17 protein-coding genes and 1 CRISPR repeat array (1 of these 18 only partly in view) are annotated in these 26,551 nt (G+C 40.8%); of the genes, 10 read left to right on the top strand and 7 right to left on the bottom strand.

Going from position 1 to position 26,551, the window contains the following annotated elements; all coding sequences use genetic code 11:
• The first annotated feature begins 12 nt into the window (after positions 1-12).
• The 9 genes from HPS56_RS10420 to HPS56_RS10380 all read left to right on the top strand — a co-directional run bounded on the left by HPS56_RS10420 (position 13) and on the right by HPS56_RS10380 (position 15,187).
• Entirely contained in the window at positions 13-2,499 is a 2,487-nt protein-coding gene (locus HPS56_RS10420; protein WP_172276246.1) for an FtsK/SpoIIIE family DNA translocase, read from the top strand.
• A gap of 67 nt (positions 2,500-2,566) precedes the next feature.
• Positions 2,567-3,157, top strand: coding sequence for an outer membrane lipoprotein periplasmic chaperone LolA1 (lolA1, locus tag HPS56_RS10415; RefSeq protein WP_172276244.1), 591 nt, complete (start codon positions 2,567-2,569; stop codon positions 3,155-3,157).
• A 34-nt stretch (positions 3,158-3,191) separates the two neighbouring features.
• Positions 3,192-3,506, top strand: a complete 315-nt coding sequence (locus HPS56_RS10410; protein WP_172276242.1) for a DUF4491 family protein — start codon at positions 3,192-3,194, stop codon at positions 3,504-3,506.
• Positions 3,503-3,973, top strand: a complete 471-nt coding sequence (rlmH, locus tag HPS56_RS10405) for a 23S rRNA (pseudouridine(1915)-N(3))-methyltransferase RlmH (RefSeq protein ID WP_172276240.1) — start codon at positions 3,503-3,505, stop codon at positions 3,971-3,973. The genes HPS56_RS10410 and rlmH overlap by 4 nt, the downstream gene beginning before the upstream one ends.
• 244 nt (positions 3,974-4,217) lie before the next feature.
• On the top strand, positions 4,218-5,555 hold the full coding sequence (locus HPS56_RS10400; protein ID WP_172276238.1) for an NADP-specific glutamate dehydrogenase: 1,338 nt from the start codon (positions 4,218-4,220) through the stop codon (positions 5,553-5,555).
• Positions 5,556-5,823: 268 nt separating this feature from the next.
• The gene (locus tag HPS56_RS10395) at positions 5,824-6,696 is read left to right on the top strand and encodes a sigma-70 family RNA polymerase sigma factor (protein WP_172276236.1); all 873 of its coding nucleotides are present in this window, start codon (positions 5,824-5,826) and stop codon (positions 6,694-6,696) included.
• Positions 6,697-6,917: 221 nt separating this feature from the next.
• The gene (locus HPS56_RS10390) at positions 6,918-8,912 is read left to right on the top strand and encodes a DUF5686 family C-terminal domain-containing protein (RefSeq protein WP_172276234.1); all 1,995 of its coding nucleotides are present in this window, start codon (positions 6,918-6,920) and stop codon (positions 8,910-8,912) included.
• A gap of 52 nt (positions 8,913-8,964) precedes the next feature.
• Entirely contained in the window at positions 8,965-12,216 is a 3,252-nt protein-coding gene (locus HPS56_RS10385) for a UvrD-helicase domain-containing protein (RefSeq protein WP_172276232.1), read from the top strand.
• Between the two features lie 58 nt (positions 12,217-12,274).
• Positions 12,275-15,187 carry a PD-(D/E)XK nuclease family protein gene (locus HPS56_RS10380; RefSeq protein ID WP_172276230.1) on the top strand — a complete coding sequence of 971 codons (2,913 nt, stop codon included), beginning with the start codon at positions 12,275-12,277 and terminating at the stop codon, positions 15,185-15,187.
• Positions 15,188-15,252: 65 nt separating this feature from the next.
• Here HPS56_RS10380 and HPS56_RS10375 read toward each other — a convergent pair whose 3' ends face one another.
• The 5 genes from HPS56_RS10375 to HPS56_RS10355 form a co-directional block, all read right to left on the bottom strand.
• Entirely contained in the window at positions 15,253-16,893 is a 1,641-nt protein-coding gene (locus HPS56_RS10375) for a dipeptidase (RefSeq protein ID WP_172276228.1), read from the bottom strand.
• A gap of 18 nt (positions 16,894-16,911) precedes the next feature.
• Complete coding sequence (locus HPS56_RS10370; RefSeq protein WP_172276281.1) at positions 16,912-18,564, bottom strand: M23 family metallopeptidase; 1,653 nt, start codon at positions 18,562-18,564, stop codon at positions 16,912-16,914.
• Positions 18,565-18,619: 55 nt separating this feature from the next.
• The gene (nadC, locus tag HPS56_RS10365; protein WP_172276226.1) at positions 18,620-19,468 is read right to left on the bottom strand and encodes a carboxylating nicotinate-nucleotide diphosphorylase; all 849 of its coding nucleotides are present in this window, start codon (positions 19,466-19,468) and stop codon (positions 18,620-18,622) included.
• Between the two features lie 63 nt (positions 19,469-19,531).
• Positions 19,532-20,014 (bottom strand): outer membrane beta-barrel protein, encoded by a 483-nt coding sequence (locus tag HPS56_RS10360; RefSeq protein ID WP_172276224.1) that lies wholly within the window; start codon positions 20,012-20,014, stop codon positions 19,532-19,534.
• A gap of 63 nt (positions 20,015-20,077) precedes the next feature.
• A complete protein-coding gene (locus HPS56_RS10355) occupies positions 20,078-21,547 on the bottom strand; it encodes a carbon starvation CstA family protein (protein WP_172276222.1) in 1,470 nt (489 codons plus the stop codon).
• 279 nt (positions 21,548-21,826) lie between these two features.
• On the opposite strand from HPS56_RS10355, the gene HPS56_RS10350 reads away from it, so the two are divergent.
• Entirely contained in the window at positions 21,827-22,630 is an 804-nt protein-coding gene (locus HPS56_RS10350; RefSeq protein WP_172276220.1) for a Cof-type HAD-IIB family hydrolase, read from the top strand.
• 29 nt (positions 22,631-22,659) lie between these two features.
• Here HPS56_RS10350 and cas2 read toward each other — a convergent pair whose 3' ends face one another.
• Both cas2 and cas1 read right to left on the bottom strand, forming a co-directional pair.
• Positions 22,660-22,947, bottom strand: a complete 288-nt coding sequence (gene cas2, locus HPS56_RS10345) for a CRISPR-associated endonuclease Cas2 (protein ID WP_172276218.1) — start codon at positions 22,945-22,947, stop codon at positions 22,660-22,662.
• Between the two features lie 2 nt (positions 22,948-22,949).
• On the bottom strand, positions 22,950-25,223 hold the full coding sequence (gene cas1, locus HPS56_RS10340; protein WP_172276216.1) for a CRISPR-associated endonuclease Cas1: 2,274 nt from the start codon (positions 25,221-25,223) through the stop codon (positions 22,950-22,952).
• A 445-nt stretch (positions 25,224-25,668) separates the two neighbouring features.
• Positions 25,669-26,551: direct repeats of the CRISPR family, unit length 35 nt; unit sequence GTCTCAGTACCGCTAACGCAGTAGACATAGGAATC; it runs 588 nt beyond the window's last position.

Raw genomic sequence — 26,551 nt, 5'->3', positions numbered from 1 at the left:
TACAATATAAAGATGGCACGTAAAAAGAAAGTCTCAACGACATCGTCATTGAATGATGTCATTGGAATCGGCAATATATTTAATAACGAAAAAGCAAACTTTATCGCAGGTCTGACACTTCTCGCACTTGCTGTATATTTCATAATATCCTTTATATCTTATTTTTCCACCGGAGCCTTAGACCAAAGTCTTATAGAACATCCGTTGCCTGGAGAAATAATGAATACCAAAAGGGCGTTCAGCAATAAATGCGGTTCGCTCGGTGCATATTCTGCCTATTTTTTCATAAAGGAGTGTTTCGGACTTGCAGCTTTCATCATTCCGGCATTCATTTTGATAACTGCTGTGAAATTGATGAGAGTCTACAACCTCAGACTTGGAAAATGGTTTCTGTGCTCAACGCTTCTGATGATATGGATGTCTGTAACGTTTGCAAAGTTCCTTGAGCCTTTTTTTGTTGAATGTCACTTCAATCCCGGAGGCGGACATGGGCAGTATATGTGTCAATGGACCGAGAATCTTATAGGTTCTCCCGGACTAACGGCAATCTTAGGGCTGACTGCTATAGTTTTCCTGACGTATGTAAGCACGGAAACTATAATGTTGATACGAAAAATACTAAACCCCACAAAATATTTCACAGACAAAGTGAAATTCGTGATAAGCAACCATACAAAGGAAAGCATTAATGCAGATACAGACGAGGAAATCGAGACAATAGAAGATCCGGAAGTGTTTGACGATCCTGTGGCGCAAATAGTGAATTTTGACGATAACGTGAAAACGGATGCCCCGGCCCAGGAAAGCGCATACAATGTAGAGAATGATCCTATTGTTGGTAATGCTGATAAAAATGAAAAGAAAAGGGGACAGGCAAATAATGATGAAGACTTCGAAATAGAAAAGGCCACAGAAGAAGACAAGGCGAACAACAAGACGCTTGTAAACATAGAAACAGGCGACATGTCTCCATACGACCCGAAACGTGATTTGGAGAATTACCACTATCCCACCCTTGATCTTCTGAAAAAGTATGAAACAGACGGTAGGCCGTTTATAGATATGGAAGAACAAACGGCCAATAAGAACCGCATAATAGAAGTATTGAGGAATTTCGGAGTTGAGATAAGCAGTATTAAAGCAACCGTCGGTCCGACAATTACCCTCTATGAGATAACTCCGGCACAAGGAGTGAGAATTTCCAAAATACGTAATCTTGAAGACGATATAGCCCTAAGTCTTTCGGCACTCGGCATACGTATAATTGCACCGATACCCGGAAAAGGTACGATTGGTATAGAAGTTCCGAACGCCAAGGCGAACATCGTTTCTATGGAAAGCATTCTCAACTCCAAGAAATTTCAGGAAAGCAAAATGGATTTGCCATGTGCAATAGGCAAGACTATCACCAACGAGGTGTTTATGTTTGACCTTGCAAAAATTCCGCATTTGCTTGTGGCCGGTGCTACAGGACAGGGAAAATCCGTCGGTCTGAATGCCATCATAACATCTTTGCTTTATAAAAAGCATCCGGCAGAAATGAAGATTGTGCTTATCGACCCCAAGAAAGTAGAGTTCAGCATTTACGGTCCTATTGCCAATCATTTTCTGGCAAAAGTGCCGGATGAGGATTCCGACCCCATTATAACAGATGTGAAAAAAGTGGTCAATACCCTCAACAGTCTGTGCAAGGAAATGGATACACGATATGACCTGCTGAAACTTGCAGGTACAAGAAATATAAAGGAGTACAACCAAAAGTTCATTGCCCGTCAGCTCAATCCTGAAAAGGGACACAGATATATGCCATATATAGTGGTTATCATTGATGAGTTCGGTGACCTTATAATGACGGCAGGAAAGGAAATAGAGCTTCCCATCGCACGTATCGCACAGCTTGCACGCGCAGTCGGAATACACATGATAATAGCGACGCAACGTCCGACAACGAGTATTATCACAGGTAACATAAAGGCCAACTTCCCCGGGCGCGTCGCGTTTAAGGTCAGTGCTATGATAGACTCCCGAACCATACTTGACCGTCCGGGCGCAAACCAGCTTATAGGTCGCGGAGACATGCTTTTCCTTAACGGCAGTGAACCTGAGCGTGTACAGTGCGCTTTTGTAGACACTCCTGAAGTAGACAGGATAAACAGGTATATTTCGCAGCAACAGGGCTATGTCTCACCATTTGAATTACCGGAACCCGATATCGAAGGAGGTGACGGAATCGGAGGGGCGGCAAATGTAGACCTTCAGCATCTCGACCCGCTATTCGAGGATGCAGCCAGACTTATCGTCCTGAACCAGTCCGGCAGTACAAGTTTGATACAGCGCAAGTTCTCCATAGGTTACAACAGGGCCGGACGCCTTATGGACCAACTTGAGAAAGCAGGAATAGTGGGTGCGGCAATGGGCAGCAAACCACGTGAGGTGCTTATACTCGATGAGGTTTCGCTTGACTCACTTATATGCACGATGCGGAATAGCCCGCAATAATAGCGGTCACAGCGTTGGAAATACAGTTCCTCTAAATACAAATACAATATTATATATAAAAATGAATATGAAGAGAATAGGTATATTGGTCATTGTGTTGGCAACATTTATTGCCGTTGCAAACGCACAGAATGCAAAGAGCATTCTTGACCGCACGGCGGAAATACTTAGCAACAAAGGCGGCATAACAGCAAAATTCAGCATTTCAGGCCAACAGGCCGGTACATTGGCATTCAAGGGCAGAGCATTTCATGCATCTACCCCACAGGCTGTAATATGGTTTGACGGAACCACTCAGTGGACTTACATGAAGAATAATGAAGAAGTGAATATAAGCAAGCCAGACAGGAACAAACAGCAAATGATGAATCCGTATAATTTTATAATGATATATAAAGCAGGGTACAGATATACGGCAAAGGCCATCGGCAACAGTTATCAGGTACATCTCACGTCAACGGATGCAAGACGCAATATAAAAGAAATGTATATAACGGTAGGAAAGAAAACATACATTCCGTCACAGATAAGAATACTCCAGAACAAGACATGGACAACAATAGATATAAGTAATTTTAAAAAAGCCAACCTTAACGCCTCTACATTCAAGTTCAACTCCAAAGAATATCCAAATGCGGAGATAATTGACTTACGATAGTACTACTTAATTATTTTAAACACAAAGAAAAAACATGTATTACACAGGAATTATTATAGGAATAGGGACTTTTCTTATAATAGGAATATTCCATCCTATTGTGATAAAGACAGAGTATTATACCGGCACCCGCTTATGGTGGGTGTTTTTGCTTTTAGGAGTCATCTGTATAATGTCAGCACTATTTGTCTCAGACATTCTGTTTTCATCATTATTAGGAGTGACCGGAGCATCCTTCATTTGGTCAATAGGAGAGTTGTTCGAACAAAAGAAAAGGGTTGAAAAAGGATGGTTTCCTATGAATCCCAAACGCAAGAATGATTATAAAGCCAAAAGGAATATCAAATGAAAACAATCCTTTTACTTGTAGGCAAAACGGCAAACAAACACTTCACTGCCGGAATTAACGACTATTCAGAACGTATATCACACTATATGCCGTTTGAGATACAGTATATCCCGGAACTAAAAAACACCAGAAAACTTACTGAAGAGCAACAAAAGAACATGGAAGGTGAACTTATAATGAAAGTTCTACACCCGTCAGACACTGTTGTACTGCTGGATGAACACGGTAAGGAATTCCGAAGTGTCGAATATGCAGAATGGCTTGAACGTAAACGCAATATATCAAGAAAGCTTGTTTTTGTTATTGGTGGCCCGTATGGATTTTCAGAAGAAATATATAACAGGGCCAATGAGAAAATATCATTATCAAAAATGACGTTTTCCCATCAAATGGTCAGACTGATATTCACAGAACAGCTTTATAGGGCATGCACAATAATAAAAGGCGAGCCATATCATCATGAATGAAACCATTACAGTATGATATTATGTGTATCTAATATGTTATGATATTATTCACTTTTAATACAAAAAGCATTAGATATATAACTTTTTGATAACTTTATTTCTTGTTTTTAATAAAATTGTTTGGTAATTCGATAAAAATGTGTACTTTTGCAAACGGATATGACAAGAGGTTGTTTTTACATTAAAAAACCTCTTTGATAAAACAAGGTAAAAAAGATTTTTAATAAAAGGAAACAAGTTATTTATGAATGCAACACAAGTAATCGAGGACTTGAAAAGAAGATTCCCAAACGAGCCTGAATACATTCAAGCAGTAAGCCAAGTTCTTCCAACCATTGAAGAGGAGTATAACAAACATCCTGAGTTTGAGAAATCCAATTTGATTGAGCGTCTTTGTATTCCGGACCGTGTAATCGAGTTTCGCGTGACATGGGTTGATGACAATGGCAAAGTCAACACCAACATGGGATACCGCATACAACATAATAATGTGATTGGCCCGTATAAAGGAGGATTACGTTTTCACAAATCGGTAAATCTTGGTATACTGAAGTTCCTCGCTTTTGAGCAGACTTTTAAGAATTCGTTGACAACCCTTCCTATGGGAGGCGCAAAAGGCGGTTCGGATTTCTCACCACGCGGAAAAAGCGATTCTGAGGTGATGCGTTTTTGTCAGGCTTTCATGAATGAACTTTACCGCCATATCGGGCCTGACGTTGATGTTCCGGCCGGAGACATTGGTGTAGGCGGCCGCGAAGTCGCTTACCTATTCGGACAATATAAGAAGCTTACTCATGAATGGAGCGGTGTGCTTACCGGTAAGGGACGTGAATTTGGTGGATCTCTTATACGTCCGGAAGCAACAGGTTACGGTACGGTATACTTCCTTTTGTCAATGCTGGAAACCAAAGGAATCGAGCTTAAAGGGAAAAGTGTCCTTATTTCCGGTTCAGGAAATGTCGCACAATATGCCGCCGAGAAATGTATACAACTTGGTGCGAAAGTCCTGACTCTCTCCGATTCTGATGGTTACATCTACGATCCGGACGGTATTGACCGCGAAAAGCTCGACTTTGTCATGGAACTTAAAAATATCGAACGTGGACGTATAAAAGAATATGCGGATGAATATCCTAATGCGGTTTACCATGCCGGTGAACGCCCATGGGGTGAAAAGGCAGACATCGCGTTGCCATGTGCGACACAGAATGAAATCAACGGAGAAGAAGCGGCAATGCTTGTAAGCAATGGAACAATAGCTGTTGCAGAGGGAGCAAACATGCCTTCAACACCGGATGCTGTAAAAGCATTCCAAGATGCCAATATTCTTTATGCTCCGGGAAAAGCCTCAAATGCCGGTGGTGTGTCTGTATCCGGATTGGAAATGAGTCAAAACTCAGAGCGTTTGAGTTGGACTGCAGAAGAAGTGGATAACCGCCTGAAGCTTATAATGAAAGATATACATGACAATTGCGTGAAATACGGAACCCAGCCTGATGGCTATATCAATTATGTAAAAGGTGCGAATGTCGCCGGTTTCATGAAAGTTGCCAAAGCCATGATGGCGCAGGGTATAGTATAAATAATACTGTTTGCACAAAAACATTTCATATAGTAAATAGTTAGACGAGGGAGCAAGCCAGTGATGGTATGCTCCCTTTATATTTTATAATCCCATTTTAATGTGTTTGCATTTTTTAACTACTTAATGTGATAATATATATTTTTTCAAAAAAACACATGGAAAAGGAACAACGTATTGTTATTTTTTGTAATTTTGCATCGTTTTTAGAGATAAATTCAGGTATCTTGTTAAAAACCAAACAGTTATATTAGTTAAGGCAATAAACATGAGACAATTAAAAATTCAGAAGAGTATTACTAATCGTTCAAGTGAGGCACTGGATAAATATCTTGTAGAGATAGGACGTGCACCACTGATTTCCATAGACGAGGAGATAGAACTTGCCCAAAAAATCAGAAAGGGTGGCCCGGAAGGTGAAAAAGCAAAGGACAAATTAGTGACTGCAAATCTGCGTTTTGTCGTATCTGTTGCAAAACAATATCAACATCAGGGCTTGACACTTACCGACCTGATTGACGAAGGTAATATCGGGCTTATCAAGGCTGCCCAGAAATTTGACGAGACACGTGGATTCAAATTTATTTCATACGCAGTATGGTGGATTCGTCAGAGTATATTGCAGGCCATTGCAGAACAAAGCCGTATTGTACGTTTACCGTTGAATCAGGTTGGCTCATTAAACAAGATAAACCACGAAATAAACAAGTTTGAACAGGAAAACCAGCGTCACCCTTCCGTTTCAGAACTCAGTGCGGCCACCAACCTTGATGAGGATAAAATCGGGCAAAGCCTTATGGCTGACGGTCATCACGTATCAATAGACGCTCCTTTCCAAGATGGCGAGGACAACTGTATGCTTGACGTTATGGCAAGTGGTGATGATAGCCGTACAGACAGGTATGTAGACCATGAGTCAATGGCTCAAGAATTAAACTCCGTCCTTTCAAAGGTATTGAAAGAGCGCGAGATAACCATTATCCGTGAGTGTTTCGGTATTGGTTGTCATGAGAAAGGCCTTGAGGAAATAGGTGACCAGCTTGGACTTACACGTGAACGTGTACGCCAGATCAGGGAGAAGAGCATTGCAAAGTTGCGCGACAGCGGCAATGCAAAGATTCTCATGAAATATTTGGGATAATAATATACATTTTAATGTTTGCCTTGCCTATGAGCAACTTTCTGTATAAAGGAAATAAATACATTTAAATTTAAATACATAATTTTGCGGCTCCAAATATTTCTTGTAATTTTGGAGCCGTGAATTTTTTTTATATAGCCATAGTAAGAACCGTTCTTTTGGTATTGCTGATTTGTAATGCTGATTGTTTATATGCAAAATCGCAAAATGATACCACAATCATGACACGCATTTTTGCATTCAGGAGAAACTATGCTTCTCTTCCTGATGGGGAACAGACCAACTTTTACATGAAGTATACCATGAAAACCCAAAGGCGAAACCTTACTCTGTTTCTAATACCGACAATGTATCCAATAGCCAAAGGGGAAAGGAATTATATATCCGAATCATACGGAAAGATACATTTTAATGACATAAACCATTTCCAGATAAAGAGACAGGTCATAAACGGAACAATACCGCGCAACAGACAGGTAATGAGCATAATGAATAAAAGTCTTGTTCCAAATATATATGGAATTACAATATTTGAAGACAAGCTTTTGTCTCCGTTTCATTATAGCAACCGTATTTTCTACAGATATAGAATAAGCCCCGTTGGTGAGAACACAACTATTGTTAATTTCAGACCTAAAATACAAAACACACAGTTAATACGAGGTTTTGCAATTGTAGACAATGCCACAGGAAGAATAATAAGATACAGATTCAGAGGTAGCTATGATTTGCTTAATTTTGAATTTATTGCCTACATGGGATATGACGACAAGGATATTTCACTTATTCCAAAGAAATGCCAGTCTAATATCTCATTTAATTTCATGGGCAACAAGATAAAATCCCGTGTTCTTACATATTTTAATCGTAGTACGGATATTCCTGACTCAATAAACAATCTTGCTGATAGCAAACTCATGGACACATTACGGGCAGACACGCTTGAGCCAATGGAAAAAGAGATATACAATGATGCATATTTACAGAATCATAGGAAAATCTCTGTGCAGGAAAACGACAGCACATATTCCGGAGCGTCAATATCCGACAGTGCCGCATCATGGCAACATGAAAGCAATACGAAAAGCAAGTTCAAGAAAAACAAAGACCGCGTATTGGATGCCATAAATGACAACATGCTCAACAGTATCGGAACAGAATCTTCAAACGCCTCGATAAATCTGTCTCCGCTACTGAACCCTCTGTACCTGAGCTATAGCCAAAGTAAAGGATTGGCATATAAACTGAAAATAAAATCAAAATATAACTTCAACGCACAACAGCAAATATCATTCGACCCAAGATTCGGATATAATTTCAAGATAGAACAGTTCTACTTCAACGCTCCTTTCCGATATACTTTTAATATGAAAAAAAACGGATGGGTAGAATTGAAATGGGCTAACGGCAACAGGATTACCGATTCAGGATTGCTTGACAAGATAAAAAATGAAAACACTGATACAACAGATCTCAATAATTCGGTAACAAATTACTTCAAAGACGAATCTGTTACGCTTATGGGAAATATTTCATTGTTTTCAAATGTAAACGTATCAATTGGCGGAGTATATCACAATAGAGAAGCATCCAATAAAAAAGCTCTGAGAGAATCTGGCAAAACAACATCATACAGAAGTTTTGCCCCTACCCTCACATTCACTGTCCGGCCAATTGCGAACGGCCCTGTTTTCATGTCGAGCTATGAAAGATGCATAAAAGGGTTTCTCGGTTCGAATATGGAATATGAAAAAATAGAATTAGACGCTTCATACAAAAGACAAATGAAACGTCTTCAGCAATATAATATGCGCATAGGAGGAGGATTTTATACAAACCGCTCAACGGATTACTTTGTCGATTTCAACAACTTCCGTGAGAACTTCATCCCCGGAGGCTGGGATGACGACTGGTCCGGTGAGTTTCAGCTACTTAACAGTAGTTGGTATAATTCCTCAAAATATTATGTAAGAGCAAATGCCTCCTATGAGTCTCCACTCCTATTTATCTCAACTGTACCGGCCATAGGAAAGTATATCGAAACAGAACGGCTTTACATAAGCGCGCTTCTCATCGAACATACACGGCCATATTTTGAAATCGGCTATGGATTTACAAATAAATATTTTTCAGTTGGAATATTTGCCAGTATGCTCAATCTGAGCTATAATGAATTTGGATGTAAGTTCTCATTTGAAATGTTCAGGAAGTGGTGAACATATATTATAACAAGAAATTAAAAAACAGCAGAACAGTCAGACATAGATCATGAACAAATCCCTTAAAGTTTATAAGGCCAGTGCCGGCAGTGGAAAAACATTCACGCTTGCCATTGAGTATATAAAACTGCTTATAAAGAATCCGCAGAACTACCGTAATATCCTTGCCGTAACTTTTACCAATAAGGCTACGGAAGAGATGAAACACAGGATTCTGAGTCAGCTATATGGCTTATGGAAGAATCTTGATGACTCGAAAGACTATATGGAAGTACTTACCGGGGATTTGCAACTTACACAGCAATTCATAAGCAGTCGTGCCGGAACCGCATTATATCTGCTTCTGCATAACTACTCATTCTTCCGGGTAGAAACTATCGACTCTTTCTTTCAGTCTGTGTTGAGAAATCTTGCACACGAACTCGATCTTACCCCAAATCTCAGGATAGATCTTAACGACGGACAAGTGGCCGACCAGGCTGTAGACACTTTAATAGAAAGTCTTGACGAAAACAGCAACGTACTCCATTGGATAATGCAGTATATAAATGCAAATATTGAAGACGACAAGAGTTGGAATGTCATAAACAACATAAAGGTATTTGGCAAAACAATATTCGAGGAGTTCTATAAACAAAACAGTGAGGAGCTAAGCGGTAAGCTGGAAAAATCCCGGTTCTTTGAAAACTACATGGCAAGACTTCAAAGCGAAAAGAAGTCTGCCAAGGCCGTAATGAAAGAATTTGCAGACGAATTCTTCAAAAGAATTGAGGATAACGGACTTACCGTGGATGATTTCAGCAACAGAAAATCAGGTGTCGCCGGCCTTTTCATAAAATTACGTAAAGGTATTTTCGACAACTCGATTATCGGAACACGTGTTACAGCATGTCTCGATTCACCGGAAAAATGGTACACTGCTAAAAGCCCAAACAAACAAATCATACACGAACTTGCACTTCAGTATCTGATTCCGCTGCTTAATCACGCAGTCAGCCAACAGCCGGAACAATGGAACAGATACCTGTCGTCGGACATCACTCTAAAGCACCTTAACCAACTACGCCTGCTAAACAAGATTGAGCAGACTGTAAGAGTTTTAAATGACAATGCCAACAGATTTCTGCTTAGCGACACACAGTATTTACTACATTCACTGATAAAAGACAACGACTCTCCGTTTATATTTGAGAAAATAGGTACACGTATTGAAAACGTGATGATAGACGAGTTTCAAGACACCAGTCTTACACAATGGAAAAACTTCAAGGTATTGCTATTGGAATGTATGAGCCATGACGGTTCAGAAAACCTTATAGTGGGAGACGTAAAACAAAGTATTTACAGATGGCGTTCAGGCGACTGGAGACTTTTAAACAACATCGGGAATGAATTTGCCTCACCTGTAAAAGAACAGCTTGACATAAGACCACTTGAAACCAACTACCGCTCAGATAGAAATATCATAGCTTTCAACAACGTTTTTTTCTCTGTCGCATCATACCGGGAGTATACCTGTCATTCAGACACTGAAGATGATGAAATAAAGAATGTGTCCCGACAATTTCTACATGCGTATGAGGATGTTGTACAGAAAGTACCTGAAAAAAAAGGAGATTGCGGATATGTGAATATAAAACTGCTGCCCAAACAGGAATATGAAGGCAATATGTTGTCAGTACTCGAAGATACGGTAGTGTCACTTCTAAAAAGCAATGTACCTATGAATGACATTGCCATTCTGGTAAGAAACAACAAGCAAATACCGGTTATTGCCAATTACTTTATGGAACACGGCAATATAAGGATTGTTTCCGACGAGGCTTTCCGCCTAGACGCCTCATCCACTGTAAACATACTTATCAGCGCACTTTATCTGCTCACACATCCCGATGATATTATTGTAAAGACAAGCCTTGCCGTAGCATATCAGAGGCTTATCGTACACAACACTCAGCCTATCAGTAATATTCTTCTGAAAAATACTGATATAGACAGACTTCTGCCAGACAAGTTCATAAACAATACAGAACAGCTTGCCTCAGAACCACTCTACGATCTTGTCGAACAGCTTTACGGATTATTTTCATTGGGAGAGATTCACGGACAATCGGCATACGTATTTGCATTCTACGATCAGTTAAGATGTTTTATAAATGACAATATTGCCGATATCAATACTTTCATAACCGAATGGAAAAATAAAATATGCAGCAAAACAATACAGTGTAACGAGATAGACGGAATACGAATAATATCCATACATAAAAGCAAAGGACTTGAGTATAAGACCGTCATCATACCGTTTTGCAACTGGACACTCGAACATACCAGGAACAATATTATATGGTGCAGTCCGGAAACAGAACCGTACAATGCAATCCCATTGGTACCGGTCGACTACAGCAGCAGGCTTCTCGACACCGCATATAAATCGCATTACAGCAATGAACATATCCAGAACGGTGTCGATAATCTCAATCTTCTATATGTGGCATTTACCCGTGCACGCAACAATCTGTATGTAATAGGCCAGAAAGGTGCCGATATCAATCACCGTTCCAATATGATAGAGAAATGTCTCGGTGAGGTATCCGACAAACTTGAAGGATCTTTAATAGAAGGAAACAATGATGATGATACAGTCGTTTCATTCTCTTTTGGCAGGAAACCAGAATATGCCAATAAAGATGCTACACAGGAAAGCAATAATAAAACATCAGAAAATGTATTCATGAAAGATTCGGAGACAGAATTTGTGGACATTGAATATTTTGAAAACAAGCCTCAATTCCGTCAAAGCAACAAGAGCCGTGAGTTTACGTCAGAAGACGAAGACACGCAACAAAAAGGATACATAAAAATGGGAAATATCCTGCATAAGGTCTTTTCTTCAATAAAGACGTCTGATGATATAAAAGGAATTATAGACAGAATGCACTTTGAAGGTCTTCTGTTCAACGATGAGATTACTCAGGAAAAACTTGAGCTTATATTGAATAAAAGCTTTGCAAATAAACAGATAGCAGAATGGTTCTCGAACAAATGGACTGTTTTCAACGAATGTTCTGTCGTCACTTACGATGAAATGACACATTCTGTAAAGGAACGTAGGCCCGACCGTGTAATAACAGACGGCAACGAAATGATTGTGATAGACTTTAAGTTCGGCCGCAAGCGTGACAGCTACATAAAACAAGTCGCAGAATATATGACGCTTTTAGTCTCCATGGGATATAAAAACGTTAAGGGATTCCTATGGTTTGTATATCAGAACCAGGTGGACGAAGTGCACATTTAAAGTCATGATAATACGGATAATACCCAAAGTATAACAACATACTTCAAAACTAACATCAATGAGAACTTTCTTAGAGTGCGTAGCACATGATATAATCAGCAAATACGGAACAGATTTATCACGTACCGTCATTGTTTTTCCAAACAAGCGCGCGTCACTGTTCATGAATGAATATCTGGCCAAAATAGCCGGCAAACCTATATGGAGCCCTTTATACACAACTATCAGTGATATGTTTACCAATCATTCCAAACTTCAGCATGGCGATTGCATAAAGCTTATATGCGATTTGCATAAAAGTTTCATGGAATGCACCGGAACATCCGAGTCTTTCGACCATTTCTATGGATGGGGGCAGATTCTTCTTTCTGATTTTGATGACATAGACAAGAACATGGCAGATGCAGACAAGGTTTTTGCAAATGTAAAGGACATACATGAACTTGATGATATATCATACCTCGACGAATCGCAGATAAACATCCTGAAAAAGTTTTTTGCAAACTTCTCTGAAGAAAAAAACACAGAGCTGAAACAGCGTTTTCTTTCCCTGTGGAGTAATCTTTCCGCCATATACCATAATTATAATGATCGTCTGAACAACCAGGGACTTGCATACGAAGGTGCCTTGTATCGTAAGGTTGTAAATGATAAAACCGTTGTTTTTAAAGGAGAAAGATACATATTCGTAGGTTTCAACGTTCTTCAAAAGGTTGAACAAGAACTTTTTACAAGACTCAAAAATGAAGGAAAAGCCAAATTCTATTGGGATTTCGACAACTACTATATGCCCAAAGATAAAAAACATTCCAATGAAGCCGGACATTATATCGCATCATATCTCGAAATGTTTCCCAATGAACTTGACATTTCTGATGAAGGGGTGTACGGTCAGATGCTGATAAATAAAAATATCACGTTTGTATCAGCATCCACGGAAAGTATTCAGGCACGGTATATGAGCAAATGGCTAAAAGAGCCGAGGCGAATAGAGGCCGGAAAGAAGACGGCTGTGGTGATGTGCAACGAGGGGTTGCTTCAAACCATCATACACAGCATTCCTGACGGGACGGGAAATGTAAACATCACCACAGGCTATCCCTTGCATCAGTCGCCGTTCAGCTCACTTCTCAATATATTGATAAGCCTTCAGACTTCAGGATACATTCCAACAGGCGACAAGTTCAGATTACGCCAGGTAAACGCCATTCTGAAACATCCCTATATGAAGTACATTTCTCCGGAATACATTAGGCTTTATAACAGAATAAACGTTGATGCAAAGCTGTATCATCCAAACTTATCCGACCTTAACATGGATGAAGGCACACAGATGCTTTTCCATATATGCGGCCATGAAACCGATAAGAATCTGTCGGCATCAATATGCAAATGGATTATAGACATAATAAGAATTATCGCCTATAACGCAAAAGACGTTGACGAGCCTCTTTTTCAAGAATGTCTTTTCAACACATACACATTAATGAACCGCCTTCTTTCACTGATGATATCCGGAGATCTTCACATTGAAGTAAGCACATTACAGAAACTTATCACTCAGTTGGTTATGTCGGTGTCCATACCTTTCCATGGCGAACCAGCCATAGGCATTCAGATAATGGGAGTTTTGGAAACGAGAAATCTCGACTTTAAAAACCTTCTTATATTATCATGCAACGAAGGGAACATGCCCAAGGGGGTGAACGACACTTCTTTCATCCCATACAGCATACGCAAGGCATACGGTCTTACCACTGTTGAACACAAGGTGGCAATATATTCTTATTACTTTCACCGCCTTATCCAACGTGCCGAAAACGTGACAATTGCATACAATAATTCCACTGAAAACGGCAACAGGGGCGAAATGAGCAGATTCATGATGCAGATTATGGTAGAAAGCGGACTCAATATAAAGAATATAAAGCTGCATTCTGCCTTACAGCCCGGTAATTCTGTTCCAGGGCCGATAGAAAAGACAACAGAAGTAATGGAAAGACTAACCGGAAGATTTGACAAGACATTACGGACCGGCGGAAACAATCCGTTGCTGACACCTACAGCCATCAACCGATACATGCGTTGCCAATTGCAATTCTATTACAGATATGTATGCGGACTTTCAGAAACGGATAATGACGAAGAGGAAATTATGGACAACAGAATGTTCGGAAACATATTCCACGACTCGGCACAGATTCTATATGAGGGGATTATGCGCGACAATTACATATATAGGGAGGATATAGAAAATTTACTTAGATCAAAAACTGCAATACCCCGAGTTGTAGATGAAGTATTCAGGGAACAGGTCTTCAAACTTGGAAAAGGTAATGGCGGCAAACCTGAATACAACGGTCTGCAACTGATTAACCGTGAGGTTATCATCACCTATCTGAGAAAACTGCTTGAGACAGATGCCGGTCTTGCTCCCTTTGAAATCCTCGGGCTTGAAGTGCCTGTAATATCAGATTTCGACATAGCACAAGGAAACAAGATTATCCATACCACTATAGGCGGACGCATAGACCGTCTTGATATTGTAGAGGATGACAGCGGCAGACGACGCATACGTGTTGTCGACTACAAGACGGGAAGCAGGGAAGTAAGGAAAATGAACGATATAAATGCAGTGTTTGACATTTCAAAGGTCAAAGAGCATAACGATTATTTTCTTCAGACCCTTCTATACTCTGTAATAGTCAGCGAATCAGCCGACATAAATCCGCAGAAATATGACGTAAGTCCTTCCCTGCTCTACATTCAGCATGTTTCCGGTGACGACTATGACCCGACACTGAGTTTCGGAAAGGACAGAATAACAGACATAAGGCCGTTTGCAAAGCAGTTTGACGAACTTCTGCATGACACTGTAAACGGTATTTTCAATCCCTCCTTGCCCTTCACTCCAACAGAGGATAAGGATATTTGCAGCACATGCCCATATATGAAACTGTGCAGACAATAAAATTTCGGATGTTGCAGCCTGATTTCAATGCTGCAACATCCGAAACAAATAAAATGCACTATTCATCACTTAACCGGTGATTCATATCTTTTACCTGTCTGACGAACAAGTTCACGGGCGTATTTTTCCGAATATCCCGGACGTGCCACCTTTGCGCCAAGTCCGTATTTCGTACGGGTGAATTTTCCGTCATGTTCGGGCTTCACAATCATGTCGTTATACTTCACTATAAGATGTATGGCAAGCTTTTTCCAGCGGTCGAGCATCTGCATAGCCTTATCACATGTATAACGGGTCAGATATTCCTGTGCCTCTATATCAGATGAGGCATGAAGCTTTATCGCCTTGTCCTCTATCTCTTTTTGGGCGTTCAGATAAGAACTGTCGAGAGAGTCACGCACTTCTTTCAATGAGCCGAACATAAGGCTATATCGCGGATATACCATATTGCTCACCCAGTTTTCCACCCAATAGGCATTATCCATTGAGAATGTCAATGCATCATTTCCTTTCATCTCATAGCACGGGGGCACAATTGTCGTACAACAATATACCGGTGTAAATGCCACCATATTGGCATCGTCATTGCCAAACCACAGCACACCTCCAATCTCACGCGGAAGCCATGAACGCATCTGGCTGACATAAACAAATCCACTCTGCTGCGTGGAAATAGGACGCTCGTTGAAATATTCCTTTCCGTCAACTTTAAATGAAAGAGGTGTCGGACGATAAGGCATATCCCATATTCCTCCCCCTATGTCTGAATCAAGGGCAAACGGGGTACCTTCATAATGGTCACGCATGGCTGCCTCCAAATCGGCGACATCAAGTTTCCTGTTCGGTATGACCCACAAAGGCATCGGCTCTGCATTGTCTGCCTTTCCTGCGGCATAGTCGACATATTTTTCCATTCCATCGGAAAACATGTTGAAGTAACTCCATACGCGGGCATCACAGAACCGTCTTCCTCCGAAATCTGCGGCCGCATAGACATCGCAAAAGCTGAAATCCGCATCCTTACCGCTAAACCATCCTTTGGAACGTGCAAACTTTACGACATTGCGTGAATACATCACATTTGCCTTGTCTTTCATATTAAACTTACGTATGCGGCTCTGATTCGCATGTGCACAGATTGCATCATCAGGTATTCTCTGCGCCACCCATACAACAGCCCGGCTGCCGGGTCCGCAACCCATCATCTCCATTATCCAGGCCTCATCAGGATCGCAGACAGTGAATGTCTCACCTCCACTGTTGAAACCGTAAGTCTCTGCAAGTGTTGTCATGACCTTAATAGCCTCACGTGCGGTTTTTGAGCGTTGCAACGCTATGTAAATCAATGACCCATAATCTATTATACCGGTTGTATCAACCATTTCTTCACGTCCTCCGAATGTTGTTTCGCCTATTGTCACCTGATATTCATTGATATTGCCGACAACGTTATAAGTCTCTGCGGCTTCAGGTATCTCACCGTGATATTCGTTTGTGTCCCAATCGTATATCTTACGCATTGTACCGGGAGCGTGCTTTGCCGCCGGATAATGTGCCAATCCTTGAAACATACCGTAATCATCGGCACTGTATGTACACATCACAGAGCCGTCCTTGCTGGCCTTCTTGCCAACAATAAGATTTGTACATGCCATGGCATATACCGTTGCTGCCATCATGCCGGCAATAAAAAATAGTTTTTTCATATATTCTTGTTTTTATTCTTAATATTCTATATAAGTTTCAAAAGAACTTGTGTTGTCCCTGTTGTCAGTTACAATGAACTTCAGCTTACGCATTGCTCCGGTTTTCCTTACCGGAGTGTCGTCCAGCCTGCACATCACCATGTTGCTTTTGGATATAGGCTCAAACAGTACAAATTCCCCGTCGACAAACCCTTTGTAAGACTTTATACCGCTTTTGCTGTCATATATCCCCAAACGTATGACTTTGGTTCTGTCCCATGAATCACGTCCGACTTCGTTTATTACCGGTGGAGAATCATCATAATCAATTTCGTATGAGGCCCCGAGTTCACGTATATGTGCTGTCACCCATCCGTCATGATACGTTCCTCCCATAAAGCGTTCTTTGTCGAAACGGCTTACTATATATAGTTTGTCAGGATTGGCAACCCTTCCTTTCAGGAATATGCTTATCTCACCCCATTTTTTTAAAGGCATCGAACCCGCATAAAAAGAATATGATGAGGAAAGTCTGTCCGGATACTGTTTCATTCGCGGCCGGATATACACATCATCCGGCAACAGTCCTTGCGGAACGACCAATTGCATCCCGGGGACGGAATACACGTTTATACGGTTCCAACGCATTAGTACACCACCGGCATACGACTGTTTCATTGCAGGATAATCATGCTTCTCACCGGTAACGGTAAATGTATATTCAGACGTATTCCCTTTAATATCGCTTAATGTATACTTGATATGATAATCCCTTTCTTCGTTGAAATCAACCAATCCTCTGTTTTCATCGGTACGGAGTATTTGAAGTGTGTTGCCAGGTTCGGAAAAAGATTTCATATACCATACACCGGTATGGTAGAAATGCTCATAGTCTCCCCATGAGTTTACCATCATATTCTTCTGTACCGGAATATTATCGACAGTGCTTTCAAAAACCACCTTTCCATCGACGGTAAGTAATGTTCTGCGTATTCCATAACGGTTATATGCATTCTCCATATAATCGTCCGCCCAAATACCGAACCCCACCTTTCCCCATGCCGTGAATTTTCTTGAAAGATGATGTGAGGTAAATCCGAAAGTCTGCTTTGAAGAACCTCCGTTGAACACTCCCTTTCCATTCTGTGGATAAGCCATGAAGCCATGAGCTGTCGGAGCCATATTGTCTTTTATACAATGTCCGAGAAAATCAAGCGGATCAAGCATGTTCCATGTCTTCGTGTCATGAAGCTCAAGATGTATATGCGGTGCAAGGCTTGCACCGGTATTGCCACTTACGGCAATGAACATCCCCCTCGACACGGGACAATCATCGGGACGCAGTCTTACGTCTGCCACGTATGACTGATGCATATACTGCCATTTCATCAACAGCCTTTTTATACGCGGTGAAAATGATTTCAAATGACAATATACGCTTGTGCGGCCGTCAGGATGGGTCACATAAAGAGCATTGCCGAAGCCAGCCAACCCTACAGTAATGCGGCTGACATAGCCTTCGGCAATGGAAAATACCGGTTTTCCCTCTACTCCTCCTGTCCTTACATCTATTCCTCCATGAAAATGATTTGGACGAGGCTCCCCGAAATTGCCGGCAAGCGACAATTCATAATTAACGGGAGACACATAACCAAGTGAAAATGCCGAAAGGAGCAATGAGGCAAAAATCATATTCAAAATTTACTCTTACTCTGCAATATAACGCAAGAAAGTCTCCTGACTATAATCAGCAAGCCTTAAAACTCATATCAAGCCCCTTTACGGAATGAGTAAGTGCCCCGACAGACACGAAGTCAACCCCACATTCGGCATACTTGCGGATAGTATCGAAAGTTATTCCTCCGCTTGACTCTGTCTCGTAACGGCCGCCTATCATCTCAACAGCTTTCTTTGTATCGTCAACAGAGAAATTGTCAAACATTATCCGGTCAACACCTCCGTGGTCTATAACCTGCTGAAGTTCATCGAAATTACGCACTTCTATCTCTATCTTAAGATTAAGGCCTTTTTCGTTGAGATAACTATGACATCTGTCTATTGCATTGACAATGCCGCCAGCAAAATCAACATGATTGTCCTTAAGCAGAATCATATCGAAAAGACCTATACGATGATTGCATCCTCCACCGATCTTCACCGCTTGCTTTTCCAGCATACGCATGCCGGGAGTGGTCTTCCTCGTATCAAGAACACGGGTATTGGTGCCGTGAAGCAATTCAACATATCTGTTCGTCATAGTGGCTATGCCGCTCATACGCTGCATTATATTGAGCATGAGGCGCTCGGTCTGCAACAAAGAGCGCACTTTTCCTGTTACAACCATCGCTATATCCCCCTTTTTCACCTTTGTTCCATCACCCACGAGAACTTCCACGCGCATTTCCGGATCAAAGCGTTTGAATACTTCTTTGGCCACTTCAACACCGGCCAATATTCCGTCTTCCTTTATGAGAAGATGCGACTTGCCCATAGCATCATCGGGAATACAACACAGGGTGGTATGATCACCGTCACCAATATCCTCTGCAAAAGAAAGGTCTATAAGACTGTCTGTCAATTCTTCTACACTTAACATAGTATCGTTGTTTATTTTGAATTTAAATATTGAATTTTACTCTTTACTGCAAATTATATCAGGCTACAGATAAACTCCGAGACCTATTCTAAAACCGATTGTACTGTAATCGCCATGATTCTTAAATGACTGGTTATAATATAGTTCCGGTTCAATTGTTACAGTTCTGCTTAAGAAAAAGGCATAACCGACATGGACCGTTGGCATAAAGTCGTCATACAAGTCACCGTTGTGCACGAAATCAACGCCTCCTCCGAGAAACAATCCATTCTGCTCTATATAATATCTTGCCCCTATTCCGGTGGAGAACACCATTGGAACATCCTTTAGCTTGTCATAACCGGCCTTGAGAGTAAGCATGAAATTGTCATCAAACAAATATCCGCCTTTGGCATGTATACCGATTTTAGACTTTTCGGAACCATTATAGCTAAGTCCTATTCCGGACATAGACGCTCCTAAATAATACTTTCCTTTTTCAAACTGTGCATGTCCTGCCATACACACCATCAGTGCCGTTATGGCAACAAGAAGTTTCTTTCGCATTTGTATATAATTTATTTGTTTGACATAAATCCCCACAATGAATTTCATGCAGGAGGACTTCTTTTATTTCACCTTGATATTATTCTTCCTATATCTGTAAAGCCACACAGAAAACCATATAACAGCCAGAACCAACACTGCGGCTCCAAGCATATAGCCGACATGCGCATCAAACCCGAAAGCCTGTTTGGATACAAAGAGGAATGTGGAACACACCGTCGTCATAAACAGTGCCGGAACAAGCGTTATAAGATAAGGCCGTCCGTTTTTCACCAGATATACGGTAAGGGTCCATAATGTGAATACGGCCAATGTCTGATTCGCCCATCCGAAATACTGCCATATCACATTAAACCCGTCAGGGTTCTCTATTTGCCAAAGAAGCATGGCCATGGATATGACGAACAAAGGAATGCTTATTATCAGCCGGCTTCTTACAGACCGCTGACTGATCTTTATAAAGTCGGCAACAATCAGGCGTGCGGAACGGAATGCCGTGTCACCGCTTGTTACCGGAGCCGCTACGACACCAAGCATGGCAAGTATGCCGCCGACGATTCCGAGCCAGTCATTGCAGACAATGTTTACCACAGACGGGGCGGAAGTGTGAAAACCGCCGGAAGAAGCTCCGCACAATTCATATCCGGGATTTGGTGAACCATAGAAGAAATACATGGCAACGGTTGCCCATATCAATGCGACAATACCTTCCGTTATCATAGATCCATAGAATATCGGACGCCCCATCTTTTCACTTGTTACGCAACGGGCCATCAGCGGACTTTGCGTGGCATGAAACCCGCTTATGGCTCCGCAGGCTATAGTGATGAAAAGACAAGGGAATATATTGTCTGTGAATGAGTTGTCATGCGCATAAGCCATATTGCCTATTCCTTCCCACAGCTCAGGTATGTCGGGCATCCTGACATAAAGGCCTATCATGAGGGCAAGGGCCATGAACAGAAGTGAAAAAGCAAACAACGGATAGACCTTTCCTATTATTTTGTCTATCGGCAACATCGTGGCTATTATGTAATAAATGAATATAGCGATTATCCATATTGCAGAACTTCCCCAAATGCCTCCAAGAATCTCTGCCGGACTGTATACAAATACGGTGCCGACCATAACCAGCAGCAAAACGGAAAAAACGAGCATGACTCTTTTTGTTGTAAGTCCGAGATATTGCCCCACTAACTCAGGAAGTCCGACGCCCCCGCTCCTCATCGACAGCATTCCGCTGAGATAATCATGCACAGCTCCGGCAAAGATACATCCGAACACTATCCAAAGATATGCCGAGACACCGAACTTGGCTCCCATTATGGCTCCGAATATCGGGCCGGTGCCGGCAATGTTGAGAAACTGAATCATGAATACTTTCCAGTTTGGCATCGCCACGTAGTCCACACCGTCTGCCTTTGATATTGCAGGGGTCTTTCTATCATCCGGACCAAATACTTTTTCTACAAAACGCCCATAGATGAAATATCCCAAAACAAGAGCCGCAAGACTCAGCGTAAAAGTAATCATTTTCTATTGTGATTTTGTTTGTTTCCTATATATTTTGATATTGAAATGTCTGTACTTTATATTTATACAAATATATGCAAAGGTAATGTTTTTTTTTCAAACAACGCAGACGTCACATATATAATATTGTTAAAAAGCATAAGGCAAAAAACAAATATATAATTTGGACGGATGTTTTATTCTTTGTAATTTTGCACTATGATAAGCGGCATACCGTCAATTTATTGTGTTCGGATTGCATTGTCTTTGCTGTTTAGCTGAAATAGTTTAAATCTGGTTATGATAAGAAGTTTGTTTTTCGATATCGACGGCACATTGGTGAGTTTCAAAACCCACTGTATTCCGGAATCCACAGTCTGCGCAATTGCGGAGGCTCACAAAAAGGGCATCGGAGTATATATATCAACTGGCAGGCCTAAAAAAATCATCACAAACCTTGACCCAATAGAGGAATATATTGACGGATATATAACAGCCAACGGTGCTTTATGCTTTATAGACGACAAAGCAACCGGCAAGCGCGTTGAAATATGTTGCAACCCCATTCCAAGCCATGATGTGCAAACGCTTATGGCCGATGCCACACACCACGGATATCCATGTGTCGTAGTCGGTGAAAAAGACGTTGCCGTTTATAATCACGGAAGTGTTTTTGACCGTGTTTTCGTAGAGGGGCTCAAGGTCGGCAATATAGATTTGACAACAAACGCATCAGATATAGTCGTGAATCAGAGAATTTTACAGTTCTCACCATTTATTGACACAGACCACGAACATGATTTAATGCAAAGGATGAGCGGCTGTGTGTCCGGACGGTGGCACCCGGAATTTACGGACATTACCTCTCAGAAAGCCGACAAGGGCAAAGGACTCATTGCAATGGCAAGACATATCGGGCTTGACATATCGGAAACAATGGCTTTTGGCGATGGCGGCAACGATACGGCAATACTACGCACTGCCGGTATAGGTGTGGCGATGGGAAATGCCTGCGACAAGGCGATACAGGCCGCAGATTACATCACAACTTCCGTAGACGACAATGGTATTATGAACGCATTAACGCATTTCGGTGTAATATAGCAATACACTTGCCTAATATGTCTTTAGAATCATACAACCAAAACGGATTTGTGTGGCACATTACGTTCCGGACAGTATGCTATCTTCGAAAAACAGTCAAGGCATAAAGGATAGAATATGACCCTGTCCTCTTTGTCATATATCAGTTGTGATATTTTATCCTGTACCTTTTTTATTTGTGATGGGTTAAACATACATTCAAGGACACTGAGATTAACTCTTGTACCAAATCCTTTCAGTACTTTTATCACTTTCGCACGCCGTCGGCTGTCGGATATGTCGTATGCAACGACACAGAATATTTTCTTTGTATGCATAACTACCACTTGGCTATGTATGGTTTATAGTTTGTTCCGGAAGAAATAAACCCGGCAATCTCTCCCACCTGCTGTTTCATAATATCACAAAGCCGGCATTCCCTGCCACGATACACCTCATACCTGTTAAGTCTCTCGACAATGTTCCGTACAAGCAACTCTTTTGTCTTATCAGAAAGTCTGCCATTCTGTATTGTCAGAGGTTCTTTCTTTTGCACAAGTGAAACCACCACCCTGTCCACAACCTGCGACCTGAACAATTCTATGATGTCATAAACAAAAGTGGGTTTTCCTGACTGTGGCAGATGTATCACACTGTCCATCGGATTCAATTTTCTTTGTAACACCGTCTGCCATATACGCGAATAGAGAATGGAATAACCGTAATTAAGCAGACTGTTCACAATATCGGTGGCCCCTCTCCTTTCCCTATATAAAAATCCGACATCATCATCCGACACAAGAGTTTTTATATAATCCCAGTAAAGCAGGGCACCGGCAGCCTCCCACCCTATGATGGCAACATGATAGTCTTTATCGTTGTATTCCTGATGCTTATATTGACTTACATTATTTATTATACTCTCAAGCTTTGGCAAAACAACGTCATACTTTGCACAAAGTTCTTCCGATGTTGTCTTATGATACTTATGGAAATACTTTATCAGGTTCTTTTGATTCTTCAATTTCCCGTATATGATTCTTTTTGCAAGTAACGCCCGGACACATTGCGGCATCATGGCTTGTTTCTGCCAAAGAGAATTGGAAAGAAAAGAATTGGAAAGAATGCTGGCATAATGTTGTCCTGTATTCGTGAAAAAGTCTATCGGTATTTTATTCTGCATGCAATAGCCTATGGCATTACTTGATATGCTAATCCCATTACCTAATACGGTTATATGACGGAGGTTATTGCCCGGAGGTATTTCTGTCTGTTTCTTTCCATATACTTTCAACGATATTCCGCCTGCATCCACACCTATAAATGTTCCATAGGTGTTTATTATGATCTCCGTAGCCTCATTCTCTTTCTTCCTGTATTCTTTCTTCTTCTGTCTGATAACCTTTTTATTCTTTCTTTCATTCTCCACATTTATATTTGCAGAGCGTTCTGCAAGATAATGGGCTGTTAGATCACCTCTGACGCTGCTTTTGTGAAGTATGTTTTGCTCCGAATAAAAATCTATATCTTTCAATGCATTCTGAAGCGCCGTCTTATTGGGAATATCTTTCCATTTAACGGTAATTATTTGTTTCAGATGTGATATAAGCACATCATCAAGCATGACAAGACAGGACTGCGGCAACAATGGAGCGTAATAGTTCTTTATACCCTGAAGATATTTCAGTCCTGCATCATTGAAGGCATTGCTCTCCCATTCCAATTCTCTGATTCTACAAATAAGCTTTTCTTCTTTTTCCTTTGAAATAAATACTTTCCTATTGTCAATGCATACACCTAAAAACTCAAAGCCGTCCTTTATCTCCGAAACGACAGGAGGATTCAAACTGAGCTTAAGTCTTTTTTCCAAAAACTCCGTGCCTCCCTTAAGCAACAGTTCTGCCTTCTCCTTGCTTTCACAGCATATAATAAAATCATCTGCATATCTTACATACATCGGTGTTTTCGACAGTATAAACTGATCAAAGGAATGAAGATAAAAATTTGAAAGCAACGGTGAAAGCACACTACCCTGTGCTATTCCTTGGGAATTCTCTTTCCATTGACATCCTTTATTTACATTTCCCATCTGTACACAAAGCTTCACCAGTCTGAGAATCTCTTCGTCTGGTATGACAGAACGCAGTCTCGTGAACAGGATATCATGATTTATCGTATCAAAATAATTGTCTATGTCAAGACGGAGAACAAAAGGATATTTTTTGTTTTGACAGCAATGCCTGACAAACTTTATTGCCTTTGTGTGACCCTTATCAGGTCTGTATCCATAACTGTTTTTTACAAACAAACGCTCAAATCTGGGTTCTATCACAATCCTTATGGCCTGCTGTACAATCTTGTCTCTTACACATAATAATCCAAGTTTTCGCCGTTCGCTGTCTTTCTTTGGAATGCTTATGCGCAGATAGGGTTCCGGTTTCCATTCGCAGGCTTTCAACTCTGTTTGCAATATCTTTATATGGTCGCCTATTTCATCGTCAATATCTTTAATGGAAATACCGTCAATACCACCGGACGCTCCTTTTTGTCTTACCGTTTTCCATGCTTGCAGCAATGTTCCGGTCTTACATAATCTGTCAAATAAACTCTCCATATACGTATTATTCATTAATTAAACATCGGCCTAAAACATTCATCAACAAAGATAATGTTTTTTATTTTAAAAGCAGTGATTATTTTGATTTTTATCAGCAAATCAGCAGGACTGAAAGTATTCAGTCTTTTCTATAAAAGAAACAGAAATATTGACACTGTGGTTTCGTGCATTCCAAACGCCATTCATTGATGGAATCGGATACCCTACATTTTAGTCAATATCAGACAGGAAAGAACGACCGGATACCAACTGTTAAAAGTGTATTTGGCCTACATACACTGTGTATGTAGCCTAAAAACAGAGTGTATGTAGCCTAAATACACTCTGTTTTTAGCCCAAATACACTTTTAACATTTCCTGTTTATCATTTACATCCATGGCGGTTAATGTAAGTGGACATAGGAATCCTTTATCAAATCATCTAAACATTATTTTATGAACAGTCTCAGTACCGCTAACGCAGTAGACATAGGAATCCTTCGCTGAAACACTAGACTACATCAAACCTTAACGTCTCAGTACCGCTAACGCAGTAGACATAGGAATCTTAAATACTAAATTATGAAAAAAGCTATTATTTTTAGTCTCAGTACCGCTAACGCAGTAGACATAGGAATCAACGAATTAAAATTACTAAGAATTATGAATAAATGTCTCAGTACCGCTAACGCAGTAGACATAGGAATCTTAATCATTGCTTTGACAATGATCGTTTTACGTCTCAGTACCGCTAACGCAGTAGACATAGGAATCTAACTAATTATTGTTATTTATTTGTGTGTGTTTGTCTCAGTACCGCTAACGCAGTAGACATAGGAATCACAAAATATGTTTAACTCTCAATTAGAAAAAAAGTCTCAGTACCGCTAACGCAGTAGACATAGGAATCTTAATCATGTATACTATCATTCTGATTCTTGCTGTCTCAGTACCGCTAACGCAGTAGACATAGGAATCTAAAACAATTTAACAAAAACAATTATGAGAAAAGGTCTCAGTACCGCTAACGCAGTAGACATAGGAATCATTTATATTATTTTTGTTGTTGCTCTCGTCGTTGGTCTCAGTACCGCTAACGCAGTAGACATAGGAATCATGCGGAGCATCAAGAACCAAATCAGGTTCGTGTCTCAGTACCGCTAACGCAGTAGACATAGGAATCATCAAAATAAAAAAATGCCTATATGACAGAAAAAGTCTCAGTACCGCTAACGCAGTAGACATAGGAATCACAAGGACTATCGGCAAAGTCGCCGACAAATTCCCGTCTCAGTACCGCTAACGCAGTAGACATAGGAATCTTAAAAAAAAAAATAGAAAATGAA

This window comes from Xylanibacter muris, assembly GCF_013166605.1.
Lineage (GTDB): Bacteria > Bacteroidota > Bacteroidia > Bacteroidales > Bacteroidaceae > Prevotella > Prevotella muris.
This window is presented reverse-complemented; position numbering and strand designations above follow the sequence as displayed.